The organism is Streptomyces sp. SYSU D01066-1 (assembly GCF_054956795.1).
This window is the reverse complement of sequence record NZ_JBUDHV010000029.1, coordinates 40,666-54,944: the sequence shown is the minus strand read 5'-3', so window position 1 is coordinate 54,944 and position 14,279 is coordinate 40,666. Positions and strand designations below refer to the sequence as shown.

Below are 14,279 nucleotides of genomic sequence, written 5' to 3'. Positions count from 1 at the left end.
GAGTTCCGTACATGACCGCGTCCCACTCGCGTCACCGCCGCGCGCTGGCGATCCCGGCCGGACTGGCCGTGGCGACGGCACTCGCGTTCCTGCCCGACGTCCAGGCCACCGCCGCCGAGTCCCCGTCGGCCTCCGCCGACGCCGCCTCGCTCAGCTACGTCGTCAACGTCCAGGCGGGCAAGGCTCCCTCGGCCGCCGTCAAGCGCGCGATATCCGAGGCCGGCGGCACCATCGTGACGTCGTACGACCGGATAGGCGTCATCGTCGTCCACTCGTCGAACCCGGACTTCGCCGAGAGCGTCCGCGCGGCGCGCGGCGTGCAGTCGGCCGGCGCCACCCGCACCGCGCCGCTGCCCTCGGCCGCCACGACCGACATGGGGACGCCGAAGGTGCTCAGCGCCACCGAGGCCGCCGCGGCCGAGGCCGCCGAGGGCCAGGACCCGCTGGAGCCCCTCCAGTGGGACCTGCCCGCCATCAAGGCCGACAAGGCGCACCAGAAGTCGCTGGGCAGCAGCGAGGTGACCGTCGCCGTCATCGACACCGGTGTGGACGACACCCACCCGGACATCGCCCCGAACTTCGACCGCGCCGCCTCCGTCAACTGCGTGTCGGGCAAGCCGGACACCACCGACGGCGCCTGGCGGCCCTCGGCGGAGGAGTCCGCGCACGGCACGCACGTCGCCGGTGAGATCGCCGCCGCGAAGAACGGCGTCGGCATGACGGGCGTCGCGCCCGGCGTGAAGGTCTCCGGCATCAAGGTCTCCACGACCGCCGGCTTCTTCTACACCGAGGCCGTGGTCTGCGGGTTCATGTGGGCGGCCGAGCACGGCGTCGACGTGACCAACAACAGCTACTACACCGACCCGTGGTACTTCAACTGCAAGGACGACCCCGACCAGAAGGCGCTGGTCGAGGCCGTCAAGCGGGCCTCGTCGTACGCGGAGAAGAAGGGCGCGGTCAACGTCGCCGCGGCCGGCAACGAGGAGTACGACCTCGCCGCCGACGAGATCACCGACCCCTCCTCCCCCAACGACACCACGCCCTCCGAGCGGGTGATCGACCCGTCCGAGTGCTACGACATCCCGACCCAGCTGCCCGGCGTCGTCACCACCGCCGCGACCGGCGCCAAGGGCATCAAGTCGTCCTTCTCCAACTACGGCCTGGGCGTCATCGACATCGCTGCGCCCGGCGGTGACTCGACGGCGTACCAGACGCCGGAGGCGCCCGCCACCAGCGGTCTGATCCTGGGCACGCTGCCCGGCGGCAAGTGGGGCTACATGGCCGGTACGTCGATGGCGTCGCCGCACGTCGCGGGCGTCGCCGCGCTCATCAAGTCGACGCACCCGCGGGCCACGCCCGCCCAGGTGAAGGCGCTGCTGTACGCGGAGGCCGACGCGACGCCCTGCACCGAGCCGTACGACATCGACGGCGACGGCAAGGTGGACGCGGTGTGCGAGGGCCCGAAGAACCGCAACGGCTTCTACGGCTGGGGCACGGCGGACGCGCTGGACGCGGTGACCAGGTAACCGCCGGGCCGCCGGGGCTTCGGGGCGTACCCCGGTCGCCCGCTGGACTTGCCCGGTCGTGGGATGACTGGTGAAGATCCTGAGGTGACCTTGATACGACCCACGTCCTCGCCTGCCGGGGCCCGGGAGCGTACGCGCCCGGGCCCCGGCACCGGCCGGGCCGTGGTGGTGCTCGTCCTCGTGGCGCTGGCCGCGCTCATACCCCTGCTGGGTCCCTCCCCGGCGCTGCGCGGCACCGGGGAGGCCGAGGCGCCCGGCACCGGCGGCATCGCCCTGCTGCGCGCGGTGCTGTTCGCGGCGCTCGCCGTCCCGGTGGGCGAACTGTTCGCCGGCCGGCTGGCCCGCTCCCTGCCCGGCGCTCCCCCGCCCGTGCCCCGCAGCTGGTCGGTGCCCGCGGCCGCGGCCGGCTTCGTGGCCGCGCTGGGGCTCGCCTCGGTGGTGGCCACCGGCAACCTGGTGCCAAACGGCCTGGCCGGGATCGACGTGGGCGGGCTCTACTCCTCGCGCGACGGCAAGCTCGCGCTGCTGGAGGTCAACGCGTTCCTCGTGGCGGGCCTGTGCGCCGCCTCGGACCGGCCGCGCACCCAGGTGTGGCCGCTGGCCGCGGTGGTGGCGGCGGAGGCCCTGCGCGCGCATCCGCCGACCGAGCCGGGTCCGCTGCTGGGTTCCGGTCTGACCCTGCTCCACCTCACGTGCGCCTCCCTGTGGGCGGGCGGTCTGCTGCACGTACTGCGGGTGCTCGGCCGGTGGCGGGGCGCCGAGGCGGGACCGGCGCTGCTGGGGCTGTACGCGCGCGTGGCGGCGGTTCTGCTGGCGGTCATCACGGCGACGGGGGTGTGCAGTTCGCTGCGCCGGATGCCGGCGGGCACGATCCTGGACCAGCTGACGGACACGGCCTACGGGCGGGTGCTGGTCGCCAAGGCGCTCCTGGTGGCGGCCGTCGCCGCGCTGGCCCTGCGGGCGCGGATCCGGCTGGGCCGCGCGGCGGACCCGCTGGCGGCCTGCTCCCCCGCGCGCGCGGAGGTCGCCGTCCTGGGCGTGGTGGTCGCGGTCTCCGGACTGCTCACGGCGGTCCCGGTGCCGATCCGCTGGTGACGGGCCCGGCGGACACGCGGGCCCGGTGAGCGCCCGGTCATCCCGAGGGGTGACGCGACCCCTGCGGGAGGGCACTGTCAGTCGTGGCCCGTATCCTCTGGGACCATGCTCGAAGACCAGACGACGGCGGTGTCCTCCCCCACGGCGTGGCCGGACGCGTATCCGCGGGGATACGCGGTCGTCGACGTGGAGACCACCGGCCTGGCCCGCGACGACCGCATCGTCTCGGCGGCCGTCTACCGGCTCGACGCGCGCGGCGAGGTCGAGGACCACTGGTACACGCTGGTCAATCCGGAGCGGGATCCGGGACCGGTGTGGATACACGGCCTGACCAGCGAGGTGCTCGAAGGGGCGCCGCTCTTCCGGGACGTCGCCGAGGAGTTCGCGGCCCGGCTGGACGGCCGGGTGCTGGTCGCGCACAACGCGGTCTTCGACTGGCAGATGATCGCCCGTGAGTACGCGCGCGCGGAGCGCGAGGCGCCGGTGCGCCAGCGGCTGTGCACCATCGCGCTCTCCAAGGAGCTGGCGCTGCCGCTGCCCAACCACAAGCTGGAGTCGCTCGCCGCGCACTTCGGCGTGGTGCAGCAGCGGGCGCACCACGCGCTGGACGACGCGCGGGTGCTGGCGGAGGCGTTCCGGCCGAGCCTGCGCGCCGCGGCGGCCGGCCGGATCAGGCTGCCGCTCCAGGAGTGCCGGCCGCTGACCGAGTGGGCGGACCGCCCGGCGCCCCGGACCGGCGCCCAGGCGGGCGCGGGCTCCGGCGGCTACCGGCCGGCCGGTTGGCGCCCCGCCCGCAGGAGGCCCGCGTGCCCCTACCCCAACCCAGGGCGGTACGAGGACGGCAAACCGCTCAAGCAGGGCATGCGGGTCGCCTTCTCGGGTGACACGTCCGTCGAGCGGGAGCTGCTGGAGGACCGGGCGACCGAGGCCGGTCTGCACGTGGCGACCAGCCTGTCCCGGCTGACCAGCCTGCTGGTCACCAACGACCCCGACTCGGGCACGTCCAAGGTGGTCAAGGCCCGGCAGTTCGGGACGCCGGTGGTGGACGAGGCGGCGTTCGGGCAACTGCTGCGGGACGTCGAGCCGGCCGACGGCTGACGGCTGACGGCTGACGGCTGACGGCTGACGGCTGACGGCTGACGGCTGACGGCTGACGGCTGACGGCTGGATCGTACGACTGTGTGACACCGGTCGGGTGAAAGCCGGACGGGACGGGTGAAAGCCGGGCGACTCGCCCGGTGTCCGCTCGCCCGTGCCACGGCGACGGCTCACCCTGTGGCCCATGGCGACATGTGAAGTCTGCGGCAACAACTACGGCATGAGCTTCGAGGTCCACGCACAGGGAGCGGTGCACGTCTTCGACTGCTTCGCCTGCGCGATCCACCGCATGGCCCCCATCTGCGAACACTGCCGGGTGCAGATCATCGGGCAGGGCGTGGAGGTCGACGGCCACTGGTTCTGCGGCGCGCACTGCGCCCGTTCGGAGGGGAGGACGGGGGTCATCGACAAGGTGTGACGGGCCCCGCAGCCCGCACCCGCCCGCCGACGCCCCACGGCCGAGTTGTACGGTCGTGGGGTGTACCGCTTCCTGTTGTCCCGGCAGTGGGTGATCCTCACACTGGTCGCCCTGCTCCTCGTCCCCACGATGATCGAGCTGGGCTTCTGGCAGATGCACCGCTACGAGGAGCGCACCGCCCGCAACGACCTGGTCGCCGAGGCGCTCGACGCCGACCCGGTACCGGTGGAGCGGCTGACCTCCCCCGGCAAGAGGATCACCACGGACGAGCGGTACCGCTCGGTGACCGCCACCGGCCGCTTCGACACCGACGACGAGGTGGTCGTCCGCCGCCGCACCAACGCCGACGACGAGGTCGGCTACCACGTGCTCACCCCGTTCGTCCTGGACGACGGCAAGGTGCTGCTGGTCAACCGGGGCTGGATCCCCGCGGACGGCCCCAGCCAGACCGAGTTCCCGAAGGTCCCCGCGCCGCCCTCCGGCGAGGTCACCGTCACCGGCCGGATGATGCCGGACGAGACGACCGAGGCCAGCGGCATCAAGGACCTGGAGGGGCTGCCGGACCGGCAGGTCATGCTCATCGACAGCGAGCAGCAGGCCGAGCGCCTCGGCGCCCGGGTCCTCGGCGGCTACGTCGTCCTGACCTCGCCGGAGCCGCGGGGCGGCACCCCGGAGCTGATCGGTGAGCCCGGTGACGAGGACGCCGCGCTGAACTTCGCGTACGCCATCCAGTGGTGGCTGTTCTCCGCGGCCGTCCCGGTCGGCTGGTGGTTCCTGGTCCGCCGCGAGGCCCGCGACCGGGCGACGGGCACCGAGGACGGCGGGGGTACCGAGGACGCCTCGGAGGCGGAACCGGCGGCGGTGTAGCCCGCGGGGGACGCCTCGGCGGGACGGCGCCCTGGTCCCCGTCCGCCCCGCTCGCACACCGGCCGCCGTCCGCCCTGATCGCCGTGCTCTCCGATCGCCGTCCGCCCCGCTCGCGTCCTGATTGCCGTCCGCCCTGCTGGGAAGACGGAACCGCGTGCACTCCCGTATCGAGGACTACGCGATCATCGGCGACGAGCAGACCGCGGCGCTGGTCTCCACGGACGGCTCCGTGGACTGGCTGTGCCTGCCCCGCTTCGACTCCGCCGCCTGCTTCGCCCGGCTGCTCGGTGATGAGGACAACGGGCACTGGCGCATCGCCCCGAAGGGCGCCGGGCGCTGCACCCGGCGTGCCTACCGCCGCGACACCCTGGTCCTGGACACCGAGTGGGAGACCGCGGACGGCACGGTCCGGGTGACCGACCTGATGCCGCAGCGCGACCGCGCCCCCGACCTCGTCCGCATCGTCGAGGGGCTCAGCGGTGAGGTGACCGTGCACAGCGCGCTGCGGCTGCGCTTCGACTACGGCTCCGTCGTCCCGTGGGTGCGCCGCGCCGACGGGCACCGGGTGGCGGTCGCCGGCCCGGACTCGGCGTGGCTGCGCAGCGAGCCCGAGGTGCACACCTGGGGCGAGGACTACGGAACGCACTCCGAGTTCACCGTCGCGGCCGGCGAGAAGGTCGCTTTCGTCCTCACCTGGCACCCCTCGCACGAGCCCCGGCCCCCGCTGGTCGACCCGTTCGAGGCCCTGGAGCACAGCGTCGCGGACTGGCGGTCCTGGGTCTCGCGCTGCCGTTACCAGGGCCCGTACCGGGACGCCGTCGTCCGCTCGCTGATCACCCTCAAGGCGCTGACGTACAAGCCCACCGGCGGCATCGTGGCCGCGGCCACCACCTCGCTGCCGGAGGAGCTGGGCGGCGTGCGCAACTGGGACTACCGGCACTGCTGGCTGCGCGACTCCACCCTCACCCTGGGCGCCCTGCTGGCCGCCGGTTACACGGACGAGGCGGAGGCGTGGCACGACTGGCTGCTGCGCGCGGTGGCCGGCTCCCCGGCGGACCTGCAGATCATGTACGGCCTGGCCGGTGAGCGCCGGCTGCCCGAGGCGGAGCTGCCGTGGCTGTCCGGCTTCGAGGGATCGCGGCCGGTGCGGATCGGCAACGACGCGGTCAACCAGCTCCAGCTGGACGTGTACGGCGAGGTCATGGACACCCTGGCGCTGGCCCGGACGGCGGGGCTGCCGTCCGTGCCGCAGGTGTGGGAGCTGCAGCGGGCCCTGCTGGAGTTCCTGCGCACCGCGTGGCGCCAGCCGGACGAGGGGCTGTGGGAGGTGCGCGGCGGGCGCCGTCAGTTCGTGCACTCCAAGGTGATGACGTGGGTCGCGGTGGACCGCGCGGTGCGCACCCTGGAGGAGGAGCCCGGGCTGGGCGGCGACCTGGCGGGCTGGCGGGCGCTGCGCGACGAGATCCACCGCGAGGTCTGCGAGAAGGGCTACGACCCCGACCGCAACACCTTCACCCAGTACTACGGCTCCCGCGAGCTGGACGCCGCGCTGCTGTTCATCCCCCGCGTCGGCTTCCTGCCGCCGGACGACCCCCGGGTGACCGGCACCATCGACGCCGTCTCCCGGGAGCTGACCCGCGACGGCCTGGTACAGCGGTACAGCACCTCGGGCAGCACGGTGGACGGGCTGCCGGGTGACGAGGGGACCTTCCTGGTGTGCTCCTTCTGGCTGGCGGACGCCCTGCTCATGGCGGGCCGGACCAAGGAGGCCCGGGAGCTGTTCGAGCGGCTGGCGGGGCTCGCCAACGACGTGGGCCTGCTGGCGGAGGAGTACGACCCGGTGGCCGGCCGGCAGCTCGGCAACTTCCCGCAGGCGTTCAGCCACATCGGCCTGGTGTACACCGCCCTCGCCCTGGACGGTGCGGACAAGGCAGGATAGACGGCATGGATCTTGGACTGAAGGACCGGGTGTACGTCGTCACCGGAGCCACCCGGGGCCTGGGCAACGCCACGGCGCGCGCCCTGGTCGCCGACGGGGCGAAGGTGGTCGTCAGCGGCCGGGACGAGAAGGGCGTCGCCGACGCGGTGGCGGCCCTCGGTCCCGGCGCGGCCGGGGTGGCCGCCGACAACGCCGACCCGGAGGCCGCCGGACGGCTGGTCGCCACCGCCCGGGAGCGTTTCGGACGGTTCGACGGCGTGCTGATCAGTGTGGGCGGGCCGCCCGCCGGGTTCACCGCCGACATCACCGACGAGCAGTGGCGGGCGGCGTTCGAGTCGGTCTTCCTCGGCGCGGTGCGCCTGGCCCGCACGGCGGCGTCCGAGCTGGCCGAGGGCGGTGTCATCGGCTTCGTGCTGTCCGGCTCGGTGCACGAGCCGATCCCTGGCCTGACCGTCTCCAACGGGCTGCGGCCGGGGCTCGCCGGTTTCGCCAAGTCCCTCGCCGACGAGCTGGGCCCGCACGGCATCCGCGTGGTGGGCGTGCTGCCGGGCCGCATCGACACCGACCGGGTGCGCGAACTGGACGGCTTCTCCGCCGACCCGGTGGCGACCCGCACGGCGGCCGAGTCCCGCATCCCGCTGCGCCGGTACGGCACGCCCGAGGAGTTCGGCCGCGCGGCGGCGTTCCTGCTGTCGCCGGCCGCGTCGTACGTCACGGGCGTCATGCTGCCGGTGGACGGCGGGGTACGGCACGGCTTCTGAGCCGCCGTCCCGCCGGCCGGTCCGGACCGGCTGAACCGACCGGGGCATCTCGGCCGGAGCGTCTCCGGTGGCCCGTCTCGGCCGGGGCGTCTCCGGCGGCCCGTCTCAGTCGACCCGTTCCGCCCGGTGGCCGACGCCCTTGAGGCGGACCTCCGCCGGCAGCGCGTCGAGGCCGGCCGAGGCGCGGGCCCGGGCGAGCGCCCCGGTGGTGAGGCCGTCCAGGACGGTGCCGGGGTCGGCGCGCGGTTCCAGGCGCAGCCGCACCCGGGCGCGGGGTGCGCGGCGGCGCCCGGTGAGCCGTACGCCGACCCGGTCGACGCCGTCCAGCCGGCCGGCCTCCGCGGTGAACGCGTCCTCCAGGGCCCGGCCGCGCAGCACGGCGCCCTCGCCGTCGCCGGTGTCGACGAGGACCTCGGCGAGCCGGCGCCGGCGCACCACCGCGACCAGCCACCACAGGGCGAGCAGCAGCAGGACCGCGAGCGCGCCGATGACCGCCGGCCACCACCAGCCGGCCTCCCGCCACCTGGTCCGCTCGGCGTCAGCGAGCAGCACGTCGTGGCGCCTCCGGTGGAGCCACCAGGAGGGCGCCGGCGCCCCGAGCCCGACGGCGAGCACCGAGCCGCCGAGGGCCAGCAGGACGAGGCCGGCGAGTGCGAGCAGTACCCGGTTCACGGTCCTGAGCACGGTGGTCACCCCTTCCGTCCGGGCCGCCGCACCCTCACCGACAGGCGGGGCGGCCGGGCCAGGCCCAGCCCCCGCACCGTGTCGCCGAGCACGGTGTCCAGATCGGCGCGTACGTCGTCCAGTTCGCGGAAGTGCGACACCGCGCGCACCCTGGCCCTCGACCGGCGGACGCGGACCTTCGCCGACTGCACCCCGGCGACCTCCACGGCCCGGTCGCGCAGCACCGTCGCGGCGGCGTCCCGGTGCAGTCCGGCGCGGACGTCGGGATGCGTGCGGCGCATCGGCAGGACGGTCCTCAGACCGGGGGTGAGGGCCAGCAGGAGCAGCCAGAGGCCGAGGGCGGCGGCGGTCGCCGCGCCGGCCAGGACCCAGGTGTCGTCCAGGGGCCGCCGCGCGAGCTGCCGGGCCAGTTCGCGGCGCCAGCCCATGCCGGGCCGGCCGGCGCGCACGGCGACGACGTCGTACAGGAAGAGCCCCGTGAGGCCCAGGAGCAGCAGGGCGACGAGGCCGGCGGGCGGGCGCCGTGCCGACCAGAACCGGCGGGCCCGGCCGGCCCCGCCCGGCGGCGGTTGCGACCGCGGGACGGGCTCCTTCTCCGGGCGCGGCGGCCGGACGGTGCCGCCCCGGGGGCCGGCGGGTCCGCTCATCGCGTCCTCCCCTCGTCCGCGCCGTACCCCGCCGCCGGGTGCAGCCGTTCCACCCGCACGGTGACCTCCGGCACCCTCATGCCCGTCAGCGTGCTCACCCGCTCGGTGACCCGGCGCCGTACCCGGCCGCAGCGGGCCCCGACGTCACAGGGGTAGTCGAGTTCGAGGTGGACGCGGACCCGGGCGGCGCCGTGGCGCACCACGACGCTCGCGTGCGGGCGCGCGGCGTCCGGCGGCAGCTCGCCCGCCGCCTCGCGCGCCGCCTGGGCGGCCACCTTGGCGACCACCCGGTCGGCGATCCGCGTGGCGCCGCGCTCACCGGGCGGGACGGGGCCCAGAGCCGCGCGCGGCTCAGCGGCGGCGCTGCTCACCGCGGTCACCGCCGGCGGTCGTCGCGGCCGCGGAAGAGGTCACCCGGTTCCAGATCGCCCTGCGCGAACCGGCCGACGACGAAGCCGACGGCGCCCAGGGCCGCCACCAGCAGGAAGGCACCGAACCCCCCGAAGTACCCGGCGAAACCCAGCGCCATGCCGGCGATCATGCCGACCACGGCCATGTTCATGGTGCGCTCCCCTCGGTCCGGGACAGTGCGGTCCGCGTCACCGGATCCGCGGCTCCGGCTGCTCCTCGTCCTCTTCGTCCGGCAGTTTGACGTCGCTCACCGCGATGTTGACCTCGACGACCTCCAGCCCGGTCATCCGCTCCACCGCCGCGATGACGTTCTCCCGCACGTCGCGGGCGACGTCGGCGATCGACACGCCGTACTCGACGACGATCTCCAGGTCGAGCGCGGTCTGCTTCTCGCCGACCTCGGCCTTCACGCCGCGCGTCACACCCGACTTGGACCCGCCGGGCACTCGGTCCCGTACGGCGCCGAAGGTGCGCGACATGCCGCCGCCCATGGCGTGCACGCCCGCCACGTCGCGGGCCGCCATACCGGTGATCTTCTCCACCACACCGTCGGCGATGGTGGTCCGGCCCCGGCCGCCGGGGTCCCCGCCGCCGCGTCTGACCGGCTGTCCCTTGCCCAGGCCCTCGGCCCCGATGTCCTGTCCGGGCCGGTCGCGTTCCGTGGTCTCACTCATCGCCGTACGTCCCTTCCGGTCGTCCTGTGACCCACGCTAAGCGTGGATGCGCGCTCGCGCGCAGGGGATGCGGCAGGCTGGACGAATGACGACGGCCGACCGGTGGGCACGGACAGTCCGGGAGCGGGTGGGGCTGGGCGGGTTCCTGCCCTTGGGCACCGCGGCGGACGGGGCCTGGATCGCCGAACAGGCGGCGCGCGAGGTGCTGCTGACCGCGGTGGCCGGTCTGCCGGGCGTACGCCTGGACCGGCTGCGCCTCACGCTCGCCGACCCCGGCGCGGCTGCCGGGCCCGCCGTACCGCCGCCGCCGAGCGCGCTGCCGCCGGGGCCGCTGCGGATGACGGCCGACCTGGCGGCGACCGCGGCCGAGCCCCTGCCGGTGACGGCCGGCCGGGTCCGCGCCGCCCTGGCCCGGGCGGCGTCGCTGCGGATCGGCCTGACGGTGGACGAGGTGGATCTGCGGGTGGCCGCGCTGCTGGACGCGGACCCGGAACCGGCGCGGCCGTCGGGTCCCCGGGAACGGCGGCCGGAGGCGGAGGCCGGGCAGGAGGGCGACGAAGGCCGGGCGGGCCGGGCCGCGCTGGCGGTGACGGGCGTGGCCCGGCTGACCGGCGTGCTCGGCCGTCCCGTGCACTTCTGCGCGCCGGAGCAGGGCGTGGCGCTGCCCCGGCGGCACGTCCGGGTGGAGTGCGCGGTGGGCGCGGAGCACCGCACGGTGGAGGTGGCCCGGCGCGTCCGCGCCGCGGTGGCGGACGCGTTGGCCGACCGGCCGTCCGTGGCGGTGCTGGTGACCGCGGTCGACTGACGAGGGTCCGGGCGGCGGGGGCCGGCCGGCGGGCGCGGGCACGTCATGGCCGGGCGCGCGGTCCCCCGCGCCCCTGGAGGCGGGTCCAGCGCACGCGCCCCCTCAGGGACCCGTCACTCGCCGAGGCCGGCCAGGTCGCGCAGGCGGCGGGCCTGGGCCGCGCGTTCCGCCGTGCGCTGGGCCTCCAGGTCCCGGGACAGGGCGCCCTGGAGCAGTGCCTTGGTCTCGATCACCGCGTCGCGCGGCGCGGCCAGGACGGCCGCCACCAGGTCGTCCACGGCCTCCGCCAGCTGGTCCGCGGGCACGGCGAGGTTGGCCAGCCCGTCGCGCACGGCCTCCTCGGCCAGGACGGACCGCCCGGTCACGCAGATCTCCAGGGCGCGCGCGTATCCGACCAGGCCGACGAGGGGATGGGTGCCCGTCAGGTCGGGGACGAGACCGAGGGAGGTCTCGCGCATGGCGAACTGCACGTCGTCGGCGACCACCCGCAGGTCACAGGCGAGGGCGAGCTGGAAACCGGCCCCGATGGCGTGTCCCTGCACGGCGGCGACGGACAGGATGTCGCTGCGCCGCCACCAGGTGAACGCCCCCTGGTACTCGGCGATCGTGGTGTCCAGTTCGGCGTCGCCGCCGCGCGCGAGGTCCAGGAACGACGGTTCGCCGTCGAAGCCCTCGGGCGTGAACGCCTGCCGGTCCAGTCCCGCCGAGAACGACTTGCCCTCGGCCCGCAGGACGACGACCCGCACGGAGCCCGGCAGTCGCCGCCCGGCCTCGGTGAGCGCCCGCCACAGAGCGGGACTCTGCGCGTTGCGCTTGGCCGGGTTGGTCAGCGTCACCGTGGCGATCGCGTCGTCGACGGTGAGCCGTACGCCGTCCTGGTCGAGTACGGGGTCCTGTGCAGCCATGAGGCGCCTCCGATGGGTGCGGTCGGCCCGTGTGCCGTACGGACACCCGTACGGCGCACTTAAGTGACTGCACAGTAACCACCCGGTCGGTCATGCCTCCGGCCGGGTGGCCACCATCGAGGAGCCGAGGGGCCACCCGGGGGGATCAGGCCGGCGTGGCCTTCTTTCCCCGGGTCGCCCCGCCACGCCCTCGCAGCGTGACGCCCGACTCACTGAGCATGCGGTGCACAAAGCCATACGAGCGGCCGGTCTCCTCGGCCAACGCCCGGATGCTCGCACCGGCGTCGTACTTCTTCTTCAGGTCTGCCGCGAGCTTGTCGCGCGCGGCGCCGGTCACCCGGCTGCCCTTCTTCAGAGTCTCGGCCACCCGTGCCTCCTCATGGGAAGTGCGCTCTGGTCTCCTCATGATCACCCCTCCGGGCCCCGATGGCCACCCATTCGGCAAGGTCGGTGAGACAAGGTTGTGACGACAGGAGCGCGTCCCCACAAGCGGAATTGCAAATTCCAGGAGATCGCGTCCGTGCACCCGAACGGGTTCCTCGGCGAAGCCGCTGGTCAGAAAGGTGAAACGGCCGAGTCCCCGGGGACGGGTGACTCGGCCGCGAAATCGATGTATGACACACCTCAGTACGAGGAGATCTCACACAGATGGTGGATCACGGATCGGCCGAATGATCCATACGCCGTGGATCATCCATTCGATCAAGCGGGGACGACGCTCAGGCGAGCGCGACGAGGTCCGCGTAGTCGGCGCCCCAGAGGTCCTCGACACCGTCCGGCAGCAGGATGATCCGCTCCGGCTGGAGCGCCTCGACGGCGCCCTCGTCGTGGGTGACGAGGACGACGGCGCCCTTGTAGGTGCGCAGCGCGCCGAGGATCTCCTCGCGGCTGGCCGGGTCGAGGTTGTTGGTGGGCTCGTCGAGCAGCAGCACGTTGGCCGAGGAGACCACCAGGGTGGCCAGGGCCAGCCGGGTCTTCTCGCCGCCGGAGAGGACCCCGGCCGGCTTGTCGACGTCGTCACCGGAGAACAGGAACGAGCCGAGCACCTTGCGGACCTCGACCAGGTCCATGTCGGGCGCGGCGGAGCGCATGTTCTCCAGGACCGTGCGCTCGGGGTCGAGGGTCTCGTGTTCCTGCGCGTAGTAGCCGAGCTTGAGGCCGTGGCCCTCGATCACCTTGCCGGTGTCGGGCTTCTCGACCCCGCCCAGCAGCCGCAGCAGGGTGGTCTTGCCGGCGCCGTTGAGGCCGAGGATGACGACCCGGGAGCCCTTGTCGATGGCCAGGTCGACGTCGGTGAAGATCTCCAGGGAGCCGTACGACTTCGACAGGCCCTCGGCGGTCAGCGGGGTCTTGCCGCAGGGCGCGGGCTCGGGGAAGCGCAGCTTGGCGACCTTGTCGGACTGCCTCACCGCCTCCAGGCCGCTGAGCAGCTTGTCCGCGCGGCGGGCCATGTTCTGCGCGGCGACCGTCTTGGTGGCCTTGGCGCGCATCTTGTCGGCCTGGGAGTGCAGGGCCGCGGCCTTCTTCTCGGCGTTGGCGCGCTCGCGCTTGCGGCGCTTCTCGTCGGCCTCGCGCTGCTGCTGGTAGAGCTTCCAGCCCATGTTGTAGACGTCGATCTGCGAACGGTTGGCGTCCAGGTAGAACACCTTGTTCACGACCGTCTCCACCAGGTCGACGTCGTGGGAGATCACGATGAAGCCGCCGCGGTAGGTCTTCAGGTAGTCGCGCAGCCAGGCGATCGAGTCGGCGTCGAGGTGGTTGGTCGGCTCGTCCAGCAGGAGCGTGTCCGCGTCCGAGAAGAGGATGCGGGCCAGCTCGATACGGCGGCGCTGGCCGCCGGAGAGGGTGTGCAGGGGCTGGCCGAGCACCCGGTCGGGCAGGTTGAGCGCGGCGGCGATGGTGGCGGCCTCGGCCTCGGCGGCGTACCCGCCCTTGGTGAGGAACTCCGTCTCCTGGCGCTCGTACTGGCGCAGGGCCTTCTCGCGGGTGGCGCCCTGGCCGTTCGCGATGCGCTGTTCGTTCTCCCGCATCTTGCGGATCAGGACGTCCAGGCCGCGGGCGGAGAGGATGCGGTCGCGGGCGAGCACGTCGAGGTCGCCGGTGCGGGGGTCCTGCGGGAGGTAGCCGACCTCGCCGGAGCGGGTGATGGTGCCGGCGGCGGGGATGCCCTCGCCGGCCAGGCACTTGGTGAGGGTGGTCTTGCCGGCGCCGTTGCGGCCGACCAGGCCGATGCGGTCGCCCTTGGCGACGCGGAAGGTGGCACTCTCGATGAGGACACGGGCACCGGCGCGCAGCTCGATACCGGAGGCGGAGATCACGGACAGACTCCAGGGCGGTTGGGTGGCGGGAGGGGGCGGCTGAGGACGTGCCCGCCGTCTAATGCGCGAGGAGAATGGCCATGGGGCCATTCTAACGGTGCCGTGCAACCACTTTTCCCTGCGTCGTCGGT

The 14,279-nt window shown here is 74.1% G+C and carries 16 protein-coding genes; 8 read left to right on the top strand and 8 right to left on the bottom strand.

The window, feature by feature from the left end:
• Nucleotides 1–11: 11 nt before the first annotated feature.
• From ACY1JF_RS23465 to ACY1JF_RS23435, 7 genes are all read left to right on the top strand, one after another.
• On the top strand, nucleotides 12–1,526 hold the full coding sequence (locus ACY1JF_RS23465) for a S8 family peptidase (RefSeq protein WP_462707192.1): 1,515 nt from the start codon (nucleotides 12–14) through the stop codon (nucleotides 1,524–1,526).
• 84 nt (nucleotides 1,527–1,610) lie between these two features.
• Nucleotides 1,611–2,621: a CopD family protein gene (locus ACY1JF_RS23460; protein WP_462707191.1), complete on the top strand. Its 1,011-nt coding sequence runs from the start codon at nucleotides 1,611–1,613 to the stop codon at nucleotides 2,619–2,621.
• A 105-nt stretch (nucleotides 2,622–2,726) separates the two neighbouring features.
• Nucleotides 2,727–3,719, top strand: coding sequence for a DEDDh family exonuclease (locus ACY1JF_RS23455; RefSeq protein WP_462707190.1), 993 nt, complete (start codon nucleotides 2,727–2,729; stop codon nucleotides 3,717–3,719).
• A 184-nt stretch (nucleotides 3,720–3,903) separates the two neighbouring features.
• Nucleotides 3,904–4,137, top strand: coding sequence for a hypothetical protein (locus ACY1JF_RS23450; RefSeq protein WP_462707189.1), 234 nt, complete (start codon nucleotides 3,904–3,906; stop codon nucleotides 4,135–4,137).
• 60 nt (nucleotides 4,138–4,197) lie between these two features.
• Nucleotides 4,198–5,004 carry an SURF1 family cytochrome oxidase biogenesis protein gene (locus tag ACY1JF_RS23445; protein WP_462707188.1) on the top strand — a complete coding sequence of 269 codons (807 nt, stop codon included), beginning with the start codon at nucleotides 4,198–4,200 and terminating at the stop codon, nucleotides 5,002–5,004.
• Between the two features lie 154 nt (nucleotides 5,005–5,158).
• Complete coding sequence (locus ACY1JF_RS23440; RefSeq protein WP_462707187.1) at nucleotides 5,159–6,943, top strand: glycoside hydrolase family 15 protein; 1,785 nt, start codon at nucleotides 5,159–5,161, stop codon at nucleotides 6,941–6,943.
• A gap of 5 nt (nucleotides 6,944–6,948) precedes the next feature.
• The gene (locus tag ACY1JF_RS23435) at nucleotides 6,949–7,704 is read left to right on the top strand and encodes an SDR family oxidoreductase (RefSeq protein ID WP_462707186.1); all 756 of its coding nucleotides are present in this window, start codon (nucleotides 6,949–6,951) and stop codon (nucleotides 7,702–7,704) included.
• Between the two features lie 105 nt (nucleotides 7,705–7,809).
• Here the strand turns inward: ACY1JF_RS23435 and amaP are convergent, their stop codons facing one another.
• The 5 genes from amaP to ACY1JF_RS23410 are packed head-to-tail and all read right to left on the bottom strand — an operon-like array spanning nucleotide 7,810 to nucleotide 10,120.
• Nucleotides 7,810–8,397 carry an alkaline shock response membrane anchor protein AmaP gene (amaP, locus tag ACY1JF_RS23430; protein ID WP_462707185.1) on the bottom strand — a complete coding sequence of 196 codons (588 nt, stop codon included), beginning with the start codon at nucleotides 8,395–8,397 and terminating at the stop codon, nucleotides 7,810–7,812.
• Nucleotides 8,394–9,035: a DUF6286 domain-containing protein gene (locus tag ACY1JF_RS23425; protein ID WP_462707184.1), complete on the bottom strand. Its 642-nt coding sequence runs from the start codon at nucleotides 9,033–9,035 to the stop codon at nucleotides 8,394–8,396. The genes amaP and ACY1JF_RS23425 overlap by 4 nt, the downstream gene beginning before the upstream one ends.
• On the bottom strand, nucleotides 9,032–9,415 hold the full coding sequence (locus ACY1JF_RS23420) for an Asp23/Gls24 family envelope stress response protein (RefSeq protein ID WP_462707183.1): 384 nt from the start codon (nucleotides 9,413–9,415) through the stop codon (nucleotides 9,032–9,034). Before ACY1JF_RS23420 ends, ACY1JF_RS23425 begins: the two co-directional genes overlap by 4 nt.
• Nucleotides 9,412–9,597, bottom strand: a complete 186-nt coding sequence (locus ACY1JF_RS23415; protein WP_462707182.1) for a hypothetical protein — start codon at nucleotides 9,595–9,597, stop codon at nucleotides 9,412–9,414. Before ACY1JF_RS23415 ends, ACY1JF_RS23420 begins: the two co-directional genes overlap by 4 nt.
• 37 nt (nucleotides 9,598–9,634) lie before the next feature.
• Nucleotides 9,635–10,120, bottom strand: coding sequence for an Asp23/Gls24 family envelope stress response protein (locus tag ACY1JF_RS23410; RefSeq protein ID WP_462707181.1), 486 nt, complete (start codon nucleotides 10,118–10,120; stop codon nucleotides 9,635–9,637).
• An 85-nt stretch (nucleotides 10,121–10,205) separates the two neighbouring features.
• Here ACY1JF_RS23410 and ACY1JF_RS23405 point away from each other — a divergent pair, with 85 nt between their 5' ends.
• Entirely contained in the window at nucleotides 10,206–10,925 is a 720-nt protein-coding gene (locus tag ACY1JF_RS23405; protein ID WP_462707180.1) for a nucleopolyhedrovirus P10 family protein, read from the top strand.
• 113 nt (nucleotides 10,926–11,038) lie between these two features.
• Here ACY1JF_RS23405 and ACY1JF_RS23400 read toward each other — a convergent pair whose 3' ends face one another.
• The 3 genes from ACY1JF_RS23400 to abc-f form a co-directional block, all read right to left on the bottom strand.
• Nucleotides 11,039–11,830 (bottom strand): enoyl-CoA hydratase/isomerase family protein, encoded by a 792-nt coding sequence (locus ACY1JF_RS23400; RefSeq protein WP_462707178.1) that lies wholly within the window; start codon nucleotides 11,828–11,830, stop codon nucleotides 11,039–11,041.
• Between the two features lie 145 nt (nucleotides 11,831–11,975).
• Nucleotides 11,976–12,197 carry a helix-turn-helix domain-containing protein gene (locus ACY1JF_RS23395; protein WP_189421730.1) on the bottom strand — a complete coding sequence of 74 codons (222 nt, stop codon included), beginning with the start codon at nucleotides 12,195–12,197 and terminating at the stop codon, nucleotides 11,976–11,978.
• Between the two features lie 352 nt (nucleotides 12,198–12,549).
• Nucleotides 12,550–14,148, bottom strand: coding sequence for a ribosomal protection-like ABC-F family protein (abc-f, locus tag ACY1JF_RS23390; RefSeq protein ID WP_462707177.1), 1,599 nt, complete (start codon nucleotides 14,146–14,148; stop codon nucleotides 12,550–12,552).
• Nucleotides 14,149–14,279 lie beyond the last annotated feature (131 nt).